The organism is Photobacterium sagamiensis (genome assembly GCF_050337085.1).
Taxonomy (GTDB): domain Bacteria; phylum Pseudomonadota; class Gammaproteobacteria; order Enterobacterales; family Vibrionaceae; genus Photobacterium; species Photobacterium sagamiensis.
Genome location: NZ_JAKJSP010000038.1, coordinates 51550 through 69823, shown reverse-complemented (window position 1 = coordinate 69823; position 18274 = coordinate 51550). Strand labels below are relative to the sequence as shown.

At 45.2% G+C, this 18274-nt stretch carries 13 protein-coding genes and 1 pseudogene; 4 read left to right on the top strand and 10 right to left on the bottom strand.

Annotated features, from left to right (window positions below):
• Positions 1 to 131: 131 nt before the first annotated feature.
• Together L4D76_RS18400 and L4D76_RS18395 are read right to left on the bottom strand one after the other, a co-directional pair.
• On the bottom strand, positions 132 to 2402 hold the full coding sequence (locus L4D76_RS18400; protein ID WP_428442349.1) for a tetratricopeptide repeat protein: 2271 nt from the start codon (positions 2400 to 2402) through the stop codon (positions 132 to 134).
• 476 nt (positions 2403 to 2878) lie between these two features.
• Positions 2879 to 3571, bottom strand: a pseudogene (locus L4D76_RS18395) (IS6 family transposase).
• 184 nt (positions 3572 to 3755) lie between these two features.
• Between L4D76_RS18395 and L4D76_RS18390 the strand changes: the two are divergent.
• From L4D76_RS18390 to L4D76_RS18380, 3 genes are all read left to right on the top strand, one after another.
• The gene (locus L4D76_RS18390) at positions 3756 to 5432 is read left to right on the top strand and encodes a sulfatase-like hydrolase/transferase (RefSeq protein ID WP_428442344.1); all 1677 of its coding nucleotides are present in this window, start codon (positions 3756 to 3758) and stop codon (positions 5430 to 5432) included.
• A 138-nt stretch (positions 5433 to 5570) separates the two neighbouring features.
• A complete protein-coding gene (locus L4D76_RS18385; RefSeq protein WP_428442343.1) occupies positions 5571 to 7262 on the top strand; it encodes an alkaline phosphatase family protein in 1692 nt (563 codons plus the stop codon).
• 122 nt (positions 7263 to 7384) lie between these two features.
• Positions 7385 to 8077 carry an IS6 family transposase gene (locus L4D76_RS18380; protein ID WP_428442342.1) on the top strand — a complete coding sequence of 231 codons (693 nt, stop codon included), beginning with the start codon at positions 7385 to 7387 and terminating at the stop codon, positions 8075 to 8077.
• Positions 8078 to 8532: 455 nt separating this feature from the next.
• Here L4D76_RS18380 and rsgA read toward each other — a convergent pair whose 3' ends face one another.
• Positions 8533 to 9573, bottom strand: a complete 1041-nt coding sequence (gene rsgA / locus L4D76_RS18375; protein ID WP_428442341.1) for a ribosome small subunit-dependent GTPase A — start codon at positions 9571 to 9573, stop codon at positions 8533 to 8535.
• Positions 9574 to 9953: 380 nt separating this feature from the next.
• Here rsgA and L4D76_RS18370 point away from each other — a divergent pair, with 380 nt between their 5' ends.
• Positions 9954 to 10847 (top strand): GNAT family N-acetyltransferase, encoded by an 894-nt coding sequence (locus L4D76_RS18370; protein ID WP_428442340.1) that lies wholly within the window; start codon positions 9954 to 9956, stop codon positions 10845 to 10847.
• A gap of 168 nt (positions 10848 to 11015) precedes the next feature.
• Here L4D76_RS18370 and L4D76_RS18365 read toward each other — a convergent pair whose 3' ends face one another.
• The 7 genes from L4D76_RS18365 to L4D76_RS18335 form a co-directional block, all read right to left on the bottom strand.
• On the bottom strand, positions 11016 to 11606 hold the full coding sequence (locus L4D76_RS18365) for a GNAT family N-acetyltransferase (protein WP_428442339.1): 591 nt from the start codon (positions 11604 to 11606) through the stop codon (positions 11016 to 11018).
• A 516-nt stretch (positions 11607 to 12122) separates the two neighbouring features.
• Positions 12123 to 12839, bottom strand: a complete 717-nt coding sequence (locus tag L4D76_RS18360) for a DUF3581 domain-containing protein (RefSeq protein ID WP_428442338.1) — start codon at positions 12837 to 12839, stop codon at positions 12123 to 12125.
• Positions 12840 to 13470: 631 nt separating this feature from the next.
• Positions 13471 to 15279: a bifunctional molybdopterin-guanine dinucleotide biosynthesis adaptor protein MobB/molybdopterin molybdotransferase MoeA gene (locus tag L4D76_RS18355; protein WP_428442337.1), complete on the bottom strand. Its 1809-nt coding sequence runs from the start codon at positions 15277 to 15279 to the stop codon at positions 13471 to 13473.
• Positions 15266 to 15859 carry a molybdenum cofactor guanylyltransferase MobA gene (gene mobA, locus L4D76_RS18350; protein WP_428442336.1) on the bottom strand — a complete coding sequence of 198 codons (594 nt, stop codon included), beginning with the start codon at positions 15857 to 15859 and terminating at the stop codon, positions 15266 to 15268. The genes L4D76_RS18355 and mobA overlap by 14 nt, the downstream gene beginning before the upstream one ends.
• A complete protein-coding gene (locus tag L4D76_RS18345; protein ID WP_428442335.1) occupies positions 15846 to 16550 on the bottom strand; it encodes an ATP-binding cassette domain-containing protein in 705 nt (234 codons plus the stop codon). The genes mobA and L4D76_RS18345 overlap by 14 nt, the downstream gene beginning before the upstream one ends.
• Before the next feature lie 15 nt (positions 16551 to 16565).
• Positions 16566 to 17267 carry an ABC transporter permease gene (locus tag L4D76_RS18340; RefSeq protein ID WP_428442334.1) on the bottom strand — a complete coding sequence of 234 codons (702 nt, stop codon included), beginning with the start codon at positions 17265 to 17267 and terminating at the stop codon, positions 16566 to 16568.
• A 45-nt stretch (positions 17268 to 17312) separates the two neighbouring features.
• Complete coding sequence (locus tag L4D76_RS18335; RefSeq protein WP_428442333.1) at positions 17313 to 18119, bottom strand: ABC transporter substrate-binding protein; 807 nt, start codon at positions 18117 to 18119, stop codon at positions 17313 to 17315.
• Positions 18120 to 18274 lie beyond the last annotated feature (155 nt).

Here is an 18274-nt window from a genome sequence, read left to right as displayed (position 1 = left end):
GCTCGACAATCCTGATGGTTTATCTGTTTGGGATGAATTCTACTCACTTGCAGCCTAATTGTATCTGGAAATCAGTACGTTTGTACTTCAGCATAACTTTGCGACAAAGCCGATTTTACAGCCAATCATTATTATTTCATTTTCGCCTTTAGTTGCTCAACCGCTTCTGGTGGTGCAATTTTTTCAAGCTGGCTAATACAGGCTGAAACAGCAGGGTTTTGGTAACGAATTTGTAAGTCACACAATGCAAATAAGTGTTGAGGATTGCCACTTAACTCGAATGCTTTTTCTAGCGACTTTGCAGCTTCAGGTACATCGTTACTTTCTACTGCAAGCCCATATACGTACCAGTACTGCGGGTTGTTAGCACCCACTTCTGTCGCTTGTTTTAGATAGCGTATTGCTTCAGCCTGATTCTTCTGCCTGAACATTGCGAGCCCTGTAGCGTAACGTAACTGAGCAGAGTCTGGCTGTGATTTTATACCCTGTTTTAATAATGTGATAGCTTTTTTTTCGCGTCCTTGTCCACGGTATAGATCTGCTAGGTTGGCGTAGCTATTCGCAAAATTAGGTTCAACAGTAATTGCTCCAAGGTATTCTTTTTCTGCTTGTTCAAACTGACCTTGTGCTACATAAATGTTGCCGAGGTTAGTACGACCAAACCCACGATCAGCATTGAAGTTTTGAATATCAATGTAATCTTGTAATGGTGATGCCATCGCTTTTCTCTGCTCTGGTGTCATTTCCTGCCAGTTTCCCGCTAATGCCCCTGCCGTTTCTGCGCGAACGGCTAAAACCGGATCACTCAATAGTTTTTCGATTATCTGCCAACGTTGATTAAATGGATAAGGTGCAGAGCCTTGTATTGCGCCTAAACGTACCATTTCGTTCTCATTATTCACCGCTCTGGCCAGTGCAATAATGCTATTACGGCCAGGGTAGCGTTCTAAACGCTGAAGCGCAGAGGCGCGGATAATGTCACTTTGCTTTACATCTTGAGCAATATATGACAATGAATCACCCGCGTTTTGGTACCCAATCTCGGCAGCATAAAAGGCAGAAGCAAAATGCGCTTCGTTTCGATATGGCGATTTAGGGAACCATTTACCGACTTGTTTATCTGCCCACACATTGCTCTTATCTTCATGGCAGCTAGTACAAACGTTAGGTGTGCCGATGTTTTGGCTCAAATCGGGACGGGGTACTTGCCAGCTATGGTCGCGACGAGGATCAACTTGCATGTAATTGGTTTCTGGCATGTGACAACTGGTACATTTCGCGCCATCAGTGCTAGCTTCATGGAATGTGTGTTTTTCCGTCGTGTATTCAGATGCAATGTGACATTGGCTGCAGATGGCTTCTTCTGGGATCTTTAGTTTAGTGGTATGTGGATTATGGCAGTTACTACAAACAACATCTTTATCGTGCATTTTTGATTGTAGGAACGAGCCGAAGACATAGTCTTCATCGAATATCTGGCCATCATTTTCGTACAGTTCTGGCGTAATCATACTCAGCAAATAACGGTCGAGGAATTTACCTTTTACGTGGTCGTTGGTTTCATTTAACTGCATACGACGGCTGTGGCACTGAGCACAAGCTTCTGTTTGATTTGTCGGGAATATTTCTGCGGGTTGTAGAGTGGTTTTGCCTTCTTCAAATACCCACTCTTTCACTGCTTGACTTAATTCTCGGTCAAAACCTGTGCGTGGTGTGGGTTGGGTTTGATCCTTAGTCCATGTCATGTGTTCACTGGCTGCTCCATGACAGGCTTCACAACCTACATTGATTTCAAACCAGCTGGTGTTGTAGGTATTGGTTTCTTTATCGTAGTTCTTTTTAAGATCGGTAGAGTGGCAATCGGCACACATGAAGTTCCAGTTTTGACCGGTATTGGTCCAGAAAAATTCGTTGGTTTTCTTCATGTCTGGGTAGAGGTTAAACCAGCGTTTACCGCCTTGTGCTTTAGTTCGAGAATCCCATGCAAACGGAATGAGTTGAATACGACCGTTATCAAATTCTACCATGTATTGCTGTAGGGGTTTGAAGCCAAAGGTATAGCTGATTTTATAATCTTTGAATTCGCCGTCAGCATCTTGAATGTTGACCCAATACTCATCGCCTTTTTTGAAGAATCGATTAGTTTGTCCTTTCGATTCCAAAGACGCATCATTAAAGTTACCTAGCACGGATTCTTCATCTGCATGACGCATTGCCATATCGTGATCAGAATCTTGCCATTCTATATATTCATTTTGGTGGCAATCAATACAGGCATCTGTTCCAACAAAGCTTGCTTCACTGGTTATTGCATTTGTATTACTTTCTGCTGCCGTGGCCTGTAGTGAAGAAAACAGTAGTACCAAGAGGAAAAACCATAGTGAATTCATTTCTTTTTTCATTTTAATCGACGGCATATTTCTCACTTTTTAGTTCCAGGTTTTCTTAACTGCTGTAGGGCTATTGGTCGTCGTAATTGTTGAAAACGAGATACTGGTTTCTTTATGTTGGCCCATAACTGACGCGCTATAAGCTTTGAAGGCGTTGTCGTTTTGGTGCTGTATAACGAATCTAGTCAGTTATTTAATGCGTAGTGCCAGTTTGTTGAATCTTCATTATTGCTTACTGAGTTATGTGTTTCAGAAAGTAAATACGATGCTTTTGTCTTAAATAGTTTCCTTTATAACAATAGACTCGCGGCTGGCCATTGCTGCTTTTTTATAGCTAACATAGATGCAATTTGTGACGGAAGAGGCTGATTACGATACTTCTTGACAAGATAGGACACTTACGGTGTCAGCAGTCACGCTGTAAGCTCATCATTCGCCTTTGTCGCAAAGTTATGCTGAAGTACAAACGTACTGATTTCCAGATACAATTAGGCTGCAARTGAGTAGAATTCATCCCAAACAGATAAACCATCAGGATTGTCGAGCTGTCCATTTTTAATCATCGACCACAGCTCCACGCCAGCGAGTGTTGCTTYGGCTCCTTCCTCTGATTTCCATCCCAGGCACTGATGCATCTTACCTTTCACTTTCCGGTGACTTTGCTCGACAATATTGTTCAAATACTTAACTTGAAGCACTTCAATCAGGTTGAGCATCTTCYCCATCAACCAGAGATTAACGTTGATATTATGCAGCGCTAACGCATTGGCACCACTCTTATCTATCACGACCTTTTCAGGTAAGCCGTTATGACCTATYGCCTTGTTAAAGAAGGCGCGAGCTGCTTTCTCATCACGGTGAGYACACAGTAAAAAATCAATGACACAGCCATATTTATCAACGGCCCGGTAGTAATACTTCCATTGACCTTTGACGTTAATGTATGTCTCGTCCATMCGCCACGAAGACGCGACTGGCTTCTTMTTTTTGCGARCTCGATGTTCTAGCAATGGTGCATACTTAATTACCCAGCGGTTCAATGTTGAGTGTTCAATATTGATGCCTCGTTTTGCATAGATTTATTCAATTTCACGATAACTCAATTTGTAAGAGAGATAGTACCGAACCAATTGAAGGATGATGTCTGATGGAAAGTAGCGGCCTGAAAAATTGATAGTCATTGTGCGAGAAGTAGTGAGTGGTGACGAAGATCATAACTTACTACTCCAGCTTGCGACAGAACCCCGCAGCGTCATCTATAGCCCATAGTAATAGCAGAAGTGATTCCTACATACTCAATAAGAATATTTCTATAATGGTTCAAGAGTGCAATTTTCATTTTAACGAGTTAATGAGGAATGCAATATGGATTGGATAAAAATACTGGTATTCGCGATGGCTTTCATGGTGGCGGCATCACCATGGGCGATGGCAGGATCCAAGATTAAGCATGATGCAGAGTACTATATACTCGAGGCTCAACACGGCAAACAGTGGGCGAAAGATGATAAAGCCGTTGATGCCAAGCTCGCAGAATTCAACAAAAACAATGGTGGCAAGGCACCGAATATCCTTTACATACTGGTCGATGATATCGGCTATGGCGATATGGGTATTCCAGAGCTGAATGCCCTGCGCGGTTATGAAACCCCGCATGTTAACAAGCTGGCCGATCAAGGTATGCGCCTATCGCGTATGTACACCGAGCCCTCTTGTACCCCAACCCGTGTTGCGATGATGACTGGTCGTCAGCCTTATCGCAATGGAATGGGTGATACCGCAGTTGATATTGCAGGCTTTGGTATTGCCGGCAAAGAGGTGACGTTGGCTGAGGTTCTATCCGATGCAGGTTATAACACCGTCCATATTGGTAAATGGCATATGGGGGATATCGAAGAGTCCTGGCCCCACAATCAGGGCTTTGACTATGCAGCCTTTCCTGTTCATCAGCAGGGCCAGCTGACCATTTTCCACGATGATGCTGCCAATGAAGAAATTGCCTATGCGATGGGTGAAAACAACTATGACAGTAAGTTCACCAAAGACCGTTGGTTCCGCCCTGACGCGTCCCATATGGTAACAGCGCTTGAGGCTAAGAAAGGTGGCAAGCCCAAAGAAGTGCATATGAAAGCAGGTGAGCGCTGGAATGAGAAAAAGTATGAAGAGATGAACTATCGCTATCAGGATCAGGCAATGGAGCACCTGAAAAAGCTGGCCGCAAAGGATGAGCCCTTCTTCCTGCAATACTGGCCACTGTATCCACTGACGGGTCCCCGTGTACCTTATGAGCAATATACAACATCCAATGGTGGTACCTATGTAGAAAAGCTGAAGCTACTTGACCAATGGGTCGGTGACATCATGAATGAAATGGGGAAGCTGGGCATTGCTGACAATACCATTTTAGTCTTGATGGGTGACAACGGTCATTTCACCAAATACTCACCCGGTAGCGGCTTTACCCCGATGATATTCCGCGGCGGTAAGGGTGACACTACTGAAGGTGGCGTGCGTGTTGATGCCTTTGTTAAATGGCCCGGTATGATTGAAGCGGATTCGATTGTTTCTGATATTTTTCACGTAACTGACCTGTTTACTACATTGTCACGTTTGGCGGGTGCTGAAGACAATATTCCTACCGATCGCCTGGTTGATGGGGTTGACCAGAGTGCACTGTTACTTATGGGTGAAACCAAAGGTCGTCGCGATCACGTTATGATCTATACAGGCAATACACTGGCGGCTGTTGTTAAGGAGCATCTCAAACTGGAAGTTCCTCCTCCGGGTGAAAACCCTATTGGTGCCAAGTTTTATGACTTACAGCGGGATACCCGTGAAGAGTGGTCAGTATCCACTGAAGTGGGTGCCTGGGGTGGTGCAGAATTTGTTCGCGTTATCCAGCGCCACATGATGCGCAAACAAAAGTTCCCCGATGAAGGGCCAGCCCGTGGTGTTCCATACGATGGTATCAGCAACCTGCGTCCTGAATCGAAGGCAGCGGTTAAAGCCTTTTTGACCAAGCAAAAAGCTTCGATGATGTAATGGTGTTCCTTGCATCCGGTCGGGGTCCCGACCGGATGCAGATCATTTTAAATCTCTTATGTTTAGACGTTGCGTGTGCTGAACGTGAGAGTGTGTAATATGTGCACCGCTTTCTCTTCGAATAACCAGGAAAATATAATGGTTTATATCATTCGTTCGAGTTTGTTGACTAAACGCATGCTGATCATGTTGCTACTGATATCTACTCCCGCTCTGGGGGGCGCCTCAGACATCAAACTTGTCCTGCAAATTACGATCGATGGTTTACGCCCGGACCTTATTCAGCGGTCGTTAGAAAACTTCAGTAAAAATGGTTTTAATTATTTTTTTACAGAGGGTTATGCCTATAACAATGCGCATTATTTACATGCCAACACCGAAACGATTGTTGGTCATACCACGTTAGCAACAGGTACAACACCGGCGGTGCATGGAATGACCGGCAATGTTTGGTTTGACCATCACGCCAAAGAGCTGGTTTATAATATCGAAGACCCGAACGCCCCCTTACTGCCCACCCGTGATTTGGCACGCCAGGGAGAGCAGGTCGATCCAGCACAAAAACTGGCTCGTTCTAAAGGTCGTTCACCTGAAGCCATTCTTGTCCCAACTTTCAGTGATACGCTATCGGCCTACTATGGTGGTCAATCAAAAGTATTTGCGGTTTCCGGCAAGGACCGAAGTGCCGTCGCCATGGCCGGACATATTGGTAAAGCATTTTGGTTTTCCACCAATACGGGGGATTTCGTTAGCAGCCAGTATTATTACGATGATTATCCGGAATGGGTTAAAGGCTGGAATCAGCAGCGAAACTCTGAAAACTATGCGGGCAAGAACTGGTCACTCGTCGATGCAGCCGATAGCTACAAATTGATCAATAGGGATGATCGTCCCTATGAAGTCGACCTGAAGGGGTTTAGCCGCACCTTTCCTCACCCCTACGGCCCGGCAGAACACCCATTATTTAACACACGGGTTCTGGTTAGCCCTTTAGGTGACCAGCTGACACTGGATTTCAGCAAAGCGCTAATAGAAGGCGAGGGCCTTGGCAGAGATACTACCCCCGATTACTTATCGATCAGTTTTTCTGGCGTAGATGCCGTCAATCACTTTTTTGGCCCCAACAGCCTGGAAAACGAAGATTCTGTGCGCCAACTGGACCGCACGCTGTCGGATCTTTTAAAGTTTATCGATAAGAAGGTCGGTTTAAAAAACACCGTCATCGTTTTATCCGCCGATCATGGCATGGCCGATATGCCAGAGTATATCAGTGAGCAGGGTTATAAAGTCGGGCGACTATATTCAGAGCAAGTCGTGGCGCTTGCCAATCAAGCAGGGGAAGAGCTTTTTGGCATTAAAGATGTTTCCCGTTTTTTCTTCCGCCCCTACCTCTACCTTAATGATGAAACCTTAGCCAAAGCCAAGCTCGATAAAGCGACGGTAGAGCAGGCTATTGCGACCAAACTCACTGAACACGAAGGCATTGCTATGGCCGTCCCACAAAGTGGGCTTTCACCCCTGCAAGATACTGTTATCTACCAACAAATAAAAAACAACAATCATCCGTTGCGCTCCGGTGACATTTATGTCGCGCAGGCACCTTATTGGTTTATGTTTGAGAAGGGACCCGTCGCTGCGATGCATGGATCACCCTGGCGTTATGACACCCATGTGCCTATTATTTTTGCCGGTGCGGGCATTAAGTCTGGCAGCAGTAGTCGCCTGGTACACCCTAGCGATGTTGCGCCCACTTTAGCTGGATTATTAAACATATCGCCTCCGGCTGCATCACAAGGAAATGTACTGTCAGAAGTAATAGAGGGGAAATAATCGAAACTAAATCTCTTAATTTCTTTGATTGGTCAATGACTGCTATGGGTACAAACCGGGGTTCTGTCGCAAACTGGTGCGGTAAGTTATGATCTTCGTCATTACTCACCACTTCGAACTCTATGACTATCAATTTTTCAGGTCGACATTTTCCGTCAGAGGTAATCCTTCAATTGGTTCGGTACTATCTCTCTTACAAATTGAGTTACCGTGAAATTGAAAAAATCTTTGCAGAACGAGGTATCAATGTTGATCATTCTACATTGAATCGCTGGGTGATTAAATATGCGCCATTGCTGGAGCAGCGAGCTCGCAGAAGAAAAAAGTCCGTGGCTTCTTCGTGGCGAATGGACGAGACCTATGTCAACGTCAAAGGTCAGTGGAAGTATTACTACAGAGCCGTTGATAAATATGGTGATGTGATTGATTTTCTACTGAGTGATAAGCGAGATGAAAAGGCACCGAGAGCCTTTTTCCAAAAGGCCATCGGCCAACACGGATTACCAGAAAAGGTGGTGATTGATGGCAGTCATTCCAATGCATTAGCACTGCACAATATCAACGTTGAGCTTTGGCATAGCGGACGCATGCTGAGCCTTATTGAGATCCTTTCAATTAAGTATCCCAATAATATTGTCGAGCAAAGCCACCGCAGAGTAAAAGGTAAAATGAACCAAGCACTGGGATGGAAATCCAACGAAGGCGCAGAGGCGACATTAGCTGGCGTTGAACTTTGGTCGATGATTAAAAATGGACAGCTAAACAATCCTGAGGGCTTATCTGTTTGGGAGCAGTTTTACGCGCTAGCAGCCTAATTGTACCTAAAAATCAGTACCCTTATGCTTCTATATAACTTTGCGACAGAACCCACAAATGGGAGAAAACGGGCGTAGCTGACACTTAGTAGCCCTCAACATCCTCGCATAAGCTCTGGTATCGAAAATCAGCATTAACAGCTTGTGAATGAGTTTCAGCTCTAACTAACAATGGGGCATTTCTTTGTTACTCAATGCACACGATTATGATCACCATAAGCCAGTCTTAGGGGCAGACTTTATTGTCAATATTGTCGACTACGGGCAAGCTTTATTGTCTACAGGTAAACTTTATTGTTTCTACACACATGCCTTTTCTATGGCATGAAACATGAAACGAACTCTGCCAAAGACAGTAACAGAGCGTATGTTCTTTGTTGTTGTGCGTCAGAAATGAAGCTAATAATCAGATGGTGGGTTGCTATCCCCTCAGGACGAGGGGGGAGCAGGGTTATTTATCCTTTTTTTCTTTTCCGTGATTCATTTTGAACCGAGCGGTAATACTTACCTAAATTTCGAGAGCGAGCTCGCTTTTCAGCAATACTCGCACCGTTTATTGCCTGCTCTCGATTGAGCTTGAGGTAATTGACCAGTCTGCGTTCGTTTAACTCTCCGATGTCAATCGCTTCGCGAACCGCACAACCAGGTTCCCCTTGGTGCTGGCAGTCAGAAAAGCGACATTGTTCGGCAAGTGAATAGATGTCAGCAAAAGTTGCGGTGATTCCCTGTTCACAATTAGACAGCTGTAGTTCGCGCATTCCCGGGGTATCGAGAAGTAATCCACCCGCTGTCATTACATGTAATGATCGTGAGGTAGTGGTATGGCGTCCTTTACTGTCGTCGTGACGAATATCACCGGTTGCTTGGTCTTGTTTCTCTTGCAGGGAGTTAATCAGAGTTGATTTTCCGGCACCAGATGAACCAACAAACGCAACGGTTCTGCCAGTTTTACACCATGGCTCTAATACGGTGACGCTATTGCGATCGAGTCCGTTTACCGTCTCAACCAGCAGCATAGGATCAAGCTCTTGAACCTGTCGGACAAACGTCTGAGGGTTGTCGCAACAATCTGCCTTGGTCAGAACAATAACAGGTTCAACCCCTGCTTCATTGGTAAGTGCAAGATAGCGTTCAATCCGGCTCAGATTAAAGTCATCATTGAGAGAACTGATGATAAACACGGTATCTACGTTGGCTGCAATTAATTGTGCATCGATTTTGCTGCCAGCGGCCTTACGGCTGAACTCAGAGATGCGGTCAAGCAAACGAATAAAGTGTCCTTGCTCGTCGACCAACAGCCAGTCACCCACCGTTATCGTTGGCATAGACGAAGTGACAGGTAAGTGAAAGTTACCTTGTTCTGTCATCAGATCTAACTGGCTGCGATGCTGCGCCATTACACGCATAATACGAGTCTGTTCGAACTCGTCTAAAGAAAGTTGTTGTTGAAAAAAAGGTCTCCAGCCTAGTTCAGGCAGAGAAATAGAGTTTGTCATTATTTGAAACCCCTGACGCAAATAATGCGTCTGAACTGAATAATATCATCAGGGGCAATTGAGGCCCCGGCTAAGCGGCCGGGCAAAAGAGGAGAGGCTTAATTTAAACGTCTCGCTGTGCCCGGCTAGTTTTTAATACAATCATCAATATTTTCTCCATAGGTTTGTAAAACTAGAATAGCTGCAATGACCCCACGCTCAACTAAGCCGCGGTGATAACGGCTAAAATCTAGCAAACAATTCCCGTTAATGCCAGTTATCAGATCGCAGAACGAATTTTTTCGCCTGCAAGTACAGGATCAACATATTTGTTTTTTTTATTTTCGTACAATATCCGCGAGTAAATTGGTATCTAGAAAGATTAGGGAATACGTAAAAGTATGAATCAGTACCGATATCATGTGTTGCAGCATGACGGCATAAGCGCAGAGCTTGTGGATACATATAAAATGTGGGCAGAGGCGGTTTTTTCGGCGGTATCTTTGACTGTCGAAGCGTCAAGTTCCGGCTCTTCCAGTCGAATCGCCAGAGATAAGAGGTATATCATTGATACCGATGCTAAAGAAGGTGATGAAGATGTGTTTATTATCGATGAAACGAAAAAAGTCTTCAGTACTGGCCATCGTCGCAGAGCTTACTTAGATCGTTTGTCCCTGCTACCAATAGCCACATTGGCAATGAGCCAGCTCGCTGAACCCATCCCGGCTGTTGATACGATCACAGTTTTATCATCTTTATCGCAGAATACAGCTGCACTGAAAGAGCTAATGGATGGCAATAATGATCGGCCGTCTTCAGATTATTTATCAGCATTGCCATCACCTCTTACGCGATATTTAGATCCTGATAGTGACGTATGTCTGATGGTTTATCATCGCGGACATGTGATCGCGATGGCAAGCTTTAGTCGTTATATCGAAGATCATCGCTTTGCTTTATCTTCCGATGAATTGTGCTACGAGCTCTCACTACATACGGTATTTGTAGATCCACAATACCGGGGACTCGGAATAGCAAGTTCTTTGACTGACACAATCATCAATATTGTCCGCAAAGACATGAAACACCTGCATCAGGCTTTGAGCGAAGGGAGTATTCAATTAAGCCCATGGTTTTCTGCGGTTGCGCTTACACCTGGTGGTGAAGTGATCTGCGATAAAATCAGTGAAGCGTTTGTTGAAGTGAATGAAGATATTGTCGGCGAACTTGCAGAAGAGGGCTTGCATGTGGATTATCAAGATCCCGTGATTTGTGTGGAAAGTGCAATTAATTGATGCTTTCTTTGACTGACTCTCGTAGCTCCTTACCAGTAAGTCGATCTGAATGGTCATGCGCTGCTAGAGATCAGAACTATTACCAGGGTTGATTGTAGCTCTCAGCTTGAGGAAGTTGTGAATGTTGAAATACGCTCTCGCAATCAATAAGAGCGTATTTCGCTAAGGTTATTTCTTATATTGATCGTTGAATTGACTGACGGTCATCCCAAACCATAGTCTGTCATCAAAGTTGCCATCGACTTGATAGTAATCGGTCTGGCGCCCTTCGAGGCTGTAACCTGATTTTTCCAGCACACGTGCTGAACCCGTGTTGCTGGCATAACAATCGGCACAGACTTTATGAGCCCCGAGTTGTTCAAATGCTAGCCTGGTTGCAAATTGGCAACCTAAGGTGCCGATCCCTTGCCCCCAGGCATGTTCCGGAAGTTGGTGGCCGACCTCAAAATTGCCCGTTAACATCATTACCTGGCTAATACCAATCATGCCCATATAGTGACCGTTATTATCCCTGATAATGAAAGTAGGGTTTTCCGGCCACTCATTTAGCTCAATGGCTTGTTGGCTGTTCTCGATGATAGGTGAGAAAAACGCCTCGTAAACTGCAACCGGTGATGGGGCAAAGAACAAGAACCTATTCACGTTCGGGTTTCCCAACATCTCGACGATGTCACCAAAATCACTCTGGCGGATAAGTTGAACGGATAAAGTATCGTTAAGCTGGCAGGAAAGGCCTTGTTTTAATAATTGGTATTGCATTAATTATTTCATCGTTTTAAAGCAGGTGATGTGTGTATCTTAGCGACTTTTCGAAACCGAAGATTGAATAAAAACGACATTCTGCCTAAGAAGCCTAGCATTTTTTGCACTGCGCCCCTTTCGCCTGGAAGTCCATTATGTTCCCTTTGTTATCAATCGATAACTCACAACACTCCTTGAATAGGCGATTAATCTTATCCCTGCTTTTCTGCACCCGGGACTTTAGTGTTGAATATTTCACACCGCTTTGCCAGCGTACTCTTTTTGCGACACACCATGGATTTCGATTGAGGTCAGCATCTCTGCTTACAGACAGTAATTCAATAATCAGCCAAATGCTGGGTTGCATATAACATCCTGAGGGGTAGCGGATATCATTACTTTAAATGAAGAGATAAATTTTGCCGTAAAGCAATTTGTCTGAAGGGGATAATCTGACGTTATATTCAGGACGGAGCAGTGAAAAGGAAAAAAGCCTGTTTTAGTCGCTGAGCTAAAAACAGGCTTTTAAATTCTTTAGGCGGCAATGCCTGAGAAGTGGTCTTTTCGCTCATTGAAGCGGTTTACCAGATCGTCAATGTCATTCTGGCAATACGGCTTAAGCCCACTCATTACCATGCGCTTACGGCCCGTGCCTACAACTTCGCCATTCTCTTTAAAGCAGAACTTTAATGTCACGCTACCACGTTTGCCATCGACATCAATTTCAGAATCGGTCAGTTCAACAGTCGGCGCTGTGAGATCTAAACGTGTAAAATCCAGTTCCATGCTTTCGTAGATCACAAGAGGGCGGGTTGGATTGATCATCATTTGTTTCGATTCCATGAGAGGAACCATGATGTGCGGGAAGTTCATCCCCGAAAACTGCACATAATTTTTTGTCACTTGTGCAATTAAATCTTGATTCATCGTGGTATCACCTTCGCGGGTGATATGCAGGTACTCTTTACCTTTAGCATCCACTAACGACTGTTCTGTATCAGATTTGGTATCGAGACTTACAGCAATGCCGTCATTAATCATACCGGCGAAGTCAAAACGCATTTTTTGGCTCAGCCCTGCTTTTGAAAGCACAACAGAGAACAGCAGATCACCAGGTACACAAAAACGTTTATTGTCTTCATCATGGATTGGATTGAAATCACCCGCGATCTTTTTAGCGAAGTGGCTTGCTTGTTCACGAGTAAAAGAATACTCACTGTTCTGTTCTGAATAATACGAATCTAAAAACATGCTTAATTTATGAATACCTTAATCATTACACTGCCATCTATTGTACATGAGATGAAAGCATCAAATGGTCCAGCCAGATGAACTTTCTGACCTCGAGCGGTAAGTATGGCAGAAAAGTGAATAAACAATTAATTGATTGGCGAAATACTCGCGGGGCTTCAGCCAGGCGTGATTCTGTAATAGCCACGAACATCAAGATGTGGGCACCGAAATATCGTGTCATCGTGATAGTAGGTGGTTTGAACGGCGAGGTGGTGAGGTCTGTTTTATCCGTCCCGAGAGTGAGCGGAGTTGCATGCATTTCAGGTGATATTACATAGCGGTTATGAATCAATGTTAAAGAGTGTGAAATTTTTGAGTGCAACGTTTCGCATAGTTATGTATTATGCGCCCCGCAAACACAATAAAAACAAAGTAATATCGAATTCTAGGCTAGGGTTGCTTTATCTGAGGTTTATTAAAATAGTGCAAAAAGCGTACGCCAAATACGACTAAACAGCACATATAACATCTTCTAACGTGTAGAAGCTCAGGAAAAAGAAAGCAGCACGGAAGCTGCAAACAAAAAAAAGCACTCAGTAATCGATGAGTTATCATCGTTTACTGAGTGCTTAAAATACGTTTGCAGCTTTTAAATTCGACTTATCAGCGGTATCACCCGAACGGTTTCACCCATCTCCACATTTGGCTGCTCAGGTACAATCTCAATCAGGCAGTTTGCCTCACTCATTGAACGTAGAATCCCTGAACCTTGCTGGCCAGTTGTTTTCACCGACAATCTGCCATTTGCATCCAGACTATAGATACCACGGGTGTATTCTGTTCGTCCCGGGCGTGAGCGAAGACGCTCTGCTGCGACGGCATTAAATACCTGTGGCTGCCAGTTTTCGATACCTTGTAGTTTACGAATGGCGGGTTCAACAAATTGCAGGAAGACAACCATGACGGCAACAGGGTTGCCCGGAAGACCGAAGAAAGGTGTTTCCGCGATTTGTCCAAAGGCCAGCGGACGTCCCGGACGCATGTCGATACGCCAGAAGTTGATCTCGCCCAGTTTGTTCAATACGGTCTTTATATAATCCGCATCGCCAACAGAAACGCCGCCCGATGACAGAATTAAATCAGCTTGTTGACTGGCTTGGGTGAGAGTGGCTTCAAGTGACGCTTCGCTGTCTTCGATAATGCCGAAATCAATCACTTCGCAACCAACCTGAGTCAGCATTGCGTGCAGGGTGTAGCGATTGGAATCGTAAATACAGTTATCTTTCTGAACTTCGCCAGGCTGCTGTACTTCATCACCGGTCGAGAAAATCGCGACTTTAATTGGGGCGTTGATGGTGACGTTATCAATACCCAACGAGGCAATCATACCCAGTTCAGGGGCTGAGATTTGTGTTCCTTTAGCAATCGCGGTTTGACCGATGGCGAGATCTTCACCCGCCAGACGAACATTCTGTCCCGGATAAATGGCTGATTTTTCAATGTTAAAGGTGACGGTGTCACTATCTTCTGTTGCTTGCTCGCGCATTACCACGGTATCGGCATTTTCCGGCACGGGCGCGCCGGTCATAATGCGTACAGCCTGACCTTTTTCCAGTGGTTGATCATAGCAATGGCCGGCCATGACTTGGGCCGCCACCTGATATACCTTGCTTTTTACATCATCACTGCTTTGTAAGTCATCACCGCGAATGGCATAACCATCCATCGCAGAATTGGTGTGCTGCGGTACATTGACTGGCGACAAAATGTCATGTGCGACAATTTGTCCTAACGCCTCTTTAAGCGGAACCGATTGAGCCGATGCTGGTGGAACAATCTGACTCAGAATGCGCAGGCGTCCGTCATCGACCGATAGCATGTCGGAGGGAGAAAGATCACTGCAGGCTAAACCTTGCTTCTGTTCTTGCTCTTTGATTGCATTACCTTGCTTGGCAAAGCTGACGACAAAATCAGTGATTTGATCCAGGTTATTAATATCCATTGTCGGCAATGGGGTATCCGCCTTCACATTGGCTGCAACCGCTATGATGTCGGGATCGTCCGGATGTAACCAGGGTTTACCGACTTCTTCTCTGTGTAATTCAATTTTAGGGAAACTGAGCTTTTTAAAGCCTTCAACCAAAATTAGATCCAGCTGGGTTTGATCCAGCTGAGAAATCAGATAGGGCAGGCTGGCTTCTTCATCTGGGGTTTCAGTTACCAGTGCGCGACGATAGCGCGAAGAGATCAGCATCTGACCAGCCCCGGCTTTACGTAAGCGATAGCTGTCTTTACCTTCCTGATCAATATCGAAATTATGGTGGGCGTGTTTTATTACCGCCACGCGAATACCACGCTCGACCAGTTTTGGGAGCATTGCTTCAAGCAGGGTAGTTTTTCCTGTACCACTGAACGCTGCAAAACCAAGCAGGGGAAGAGAGGCGTTAATTTGACTCATAGCTTTGTCCAAATTGTTGTAATTCTTCTGGCGTGTTGAGGTTCACAAATGCATTCGGCTGATCGCTGAAATCAACGGTGATCATGTTGCACTGGCGATACAGCAGGATGATTTTTCGATCGCCATTGGCAAGGAAAGCTTCCAGTTTGGGTAAGATACGGCGGTTAACGAGTGTTACCACTGGCTGAATATGGTCGCCATCGTGGGCAACGGCAATATCGGTATCTTCCTGACAAGCATTAGCCATACGAGTAACTAAGTCAGAAGGGAGCCGCGGGCAGTCACAGGGTACAAAGCCAATCCACTCATTATCGATATGGTGCAGAGCGGCATGCATGCCACCTAACGGGCCTGGATAATTCTGAATATGATCGCCGAACACCGAACCATAAGTCTGGTAACGGTCGCGGTTGCGGTTGGCATTGATGGTGATCGACGATGTCTGCGGTTTTAGCGCTTCCATCACATGTTCGATCATGGCTTTGCCGGCGAGTTCAACGAGCCCTTTATCATTGCCCCCCATACGGCTGGCTTGTCCGCCAGCTAAAATGACCCAACTTGTTTGTTCAGCCGTAGGCATAGTTGTTATTGTCCTCATTCACGAGCTGTAAATCCGCTCGTTCAATTAGTTTTGTATTGGTAATTGTCCACTGGCGACGGCATAAGGCGGTGAGTGCATTTTTCTGATGGCTGGTGACCACCAGACTTGAACCTCTTTCCAGCAGATCTTCAGTCAAATGAACTTGTCGTTCAATTGATTCACTGTCCAGACTGGCACTTGATTCATCCATCAGTAATACACTGGGTTTTAATACCCAGGCACGCGCCATTGCTACACGCTGTCTTTCACCACCTGAAAGCACAGAAATATGCTCGTCGGCCAGAGTCTCTAACCCTACCATACGTAAAGCATTAATGGCTTCACTTCGGCGCGTTCTGCGATCTTTTATGGCGAATTTAAGACCATAGCAGACATTATCAAATACCGTACCGTCAAACATATAGGGCGTTTGGTGCATATAAATGACACCACCCTTGCTCTCGCCTTTGAACAGGCGGGATAGCCATGACTGATTTTGCAGATTGACTCGACCTGTTGTCGGTTTTTGCAGCCCGGAAAGAATTTTGAGCAGGGTCGTTTTACCTACACCATTATCGCCCGTTAAATAAATAGCCTCTTGGGGGCCGAGGCTGAGCTGAGGTATGTGAAATAGCAGGCGATCTTTAAATCGCATCGAGAGATCATGTGCCTGAATGGAGATTTGTGTCATCACCTGTTCCTCAGCTTAATTGGTACGCAAGTGGGCTTTGCCACGAGCAACAGATAGAAAGAAGTTTAGCCCCAACGCCAGAATTAATAATACCATGCCTAGGGCAACGCCTTGTGAAAACGCTCCTTTAGAGCTTTCAAGGGCTATTGCGGTGGGAATATTTCGGGTTGAGTTTAAAATGTTGCCGCCGACCATCATCGAGCAGCCAACTTCAGTAATAATACGACTGAACGCTGCAATAACCGCGGCAAATAAAGGAAAGCGGCACTCCCACATCAGGCTGATGAAAGCGCGCGGTAAGCTGGCGCCTAAGGTCAAAGCGGTTTCCCATGCCCGGCGATCACTATTTTGAAAAGCGGCGTGCATCATCGAGACTAAAATCGGAAAACAGATCAGGGTCTGACCCAACACCATGGCTTGTTGGGTAAACAACATTTTCCAGTCACCCAATGGGCCTGAGCGTGACAATAACATGTAGAGCAGCAAGCCGATCACCACTGTGGGGATCGACTGGAAGGTATTAAACAGCGAAAGGATTAGCCAGCGTCCCGGAAATTTCCCGTAGGCGAGAGCAAATCCTATCGCCAATGCTGGCAAAAGCACAATACCAATTGCCAGCAAAGAGACAGAAAATGACACACCCACAATTCCCCATAATGCCATATCACCGCTAAACAAAAGTTGAACAGCTTGTTGGGTTGTTTGCCAAATATCCATTATTTCGTAATGTTATCCACGTTAAGTGAGTGTGTTGAGAACGGTCTAGATAGCATCTGCAACGAACAACTGTTCATCATGACGCTTGTAGTTGTTAATCATGGCTTGTGCTTTCGGGTTAACTAACCAGTCGCTGAATGTTTTTGCGCCTTGGTAGTTAATATCTGGATAGCGGCTTGGGTTAACCAGAATAACCTGGTACGGATTAAACAGGCGCTTATCACCTTCAACCATGATTTTGAGGTCTAGCTTATTCTGGTATGCCAGCCAAGTACCACGATCTGTCATGGTGTACGCCTGAAGTTCTGACGCCATATTCAGGGTCGGCCCCATGCCTTGGCCTACTGCTTTATAACCACCGAAGTCAGGTTCGATTGTGGTTTGTGCCCAAAGGTTTAGCTCTTTTTTATGTGTACCGGAATCGTCGCCACGAGAAACAAATGTCGCGTTGTATGAGGCAATGCTGCTCATCGCTTTAACAACATCGTTGCCGCCAGCAATTTTCGCAGGATCGCTATCAGGACCAACCACGACAAAATCATTGTGCATCAATTTACGAGGCAGTACGCCGAAACCGTTATCAACGAATTTTGCTTCTGCTTTTGCCGCATGTGTCATCACCAAATCAACATCACCATTCTCGCCCATACGCAGTGATTTACCGGTACCGGCGGCTAATACTTCAACATTGTAACCCGTATCTTTTTTGAATTCTGGTAACAGGTAATCAAGTAAGCCTGAATGGTAAGTACTGGTTGTTGTCGCAAGGCGAATGGTCATGTTTTCAGCTGCGTGAGCGATGGTTGCCGAAGCAAGGCCGAGAATAACGAGGGTTGATTTCATATATTTCATAGGTCATCCTGACGTTAAGTCACTATTATTTTTGTAAATGGACAAGTTATTGTAAAAATGGCAAAGAGTTGATAAATGCCCCAAATTTACGCTGCCGCTGAGACAACGTTGATTGCTCATGAATAAGCAAATCAAATGCCAACTTGTATGGCTCT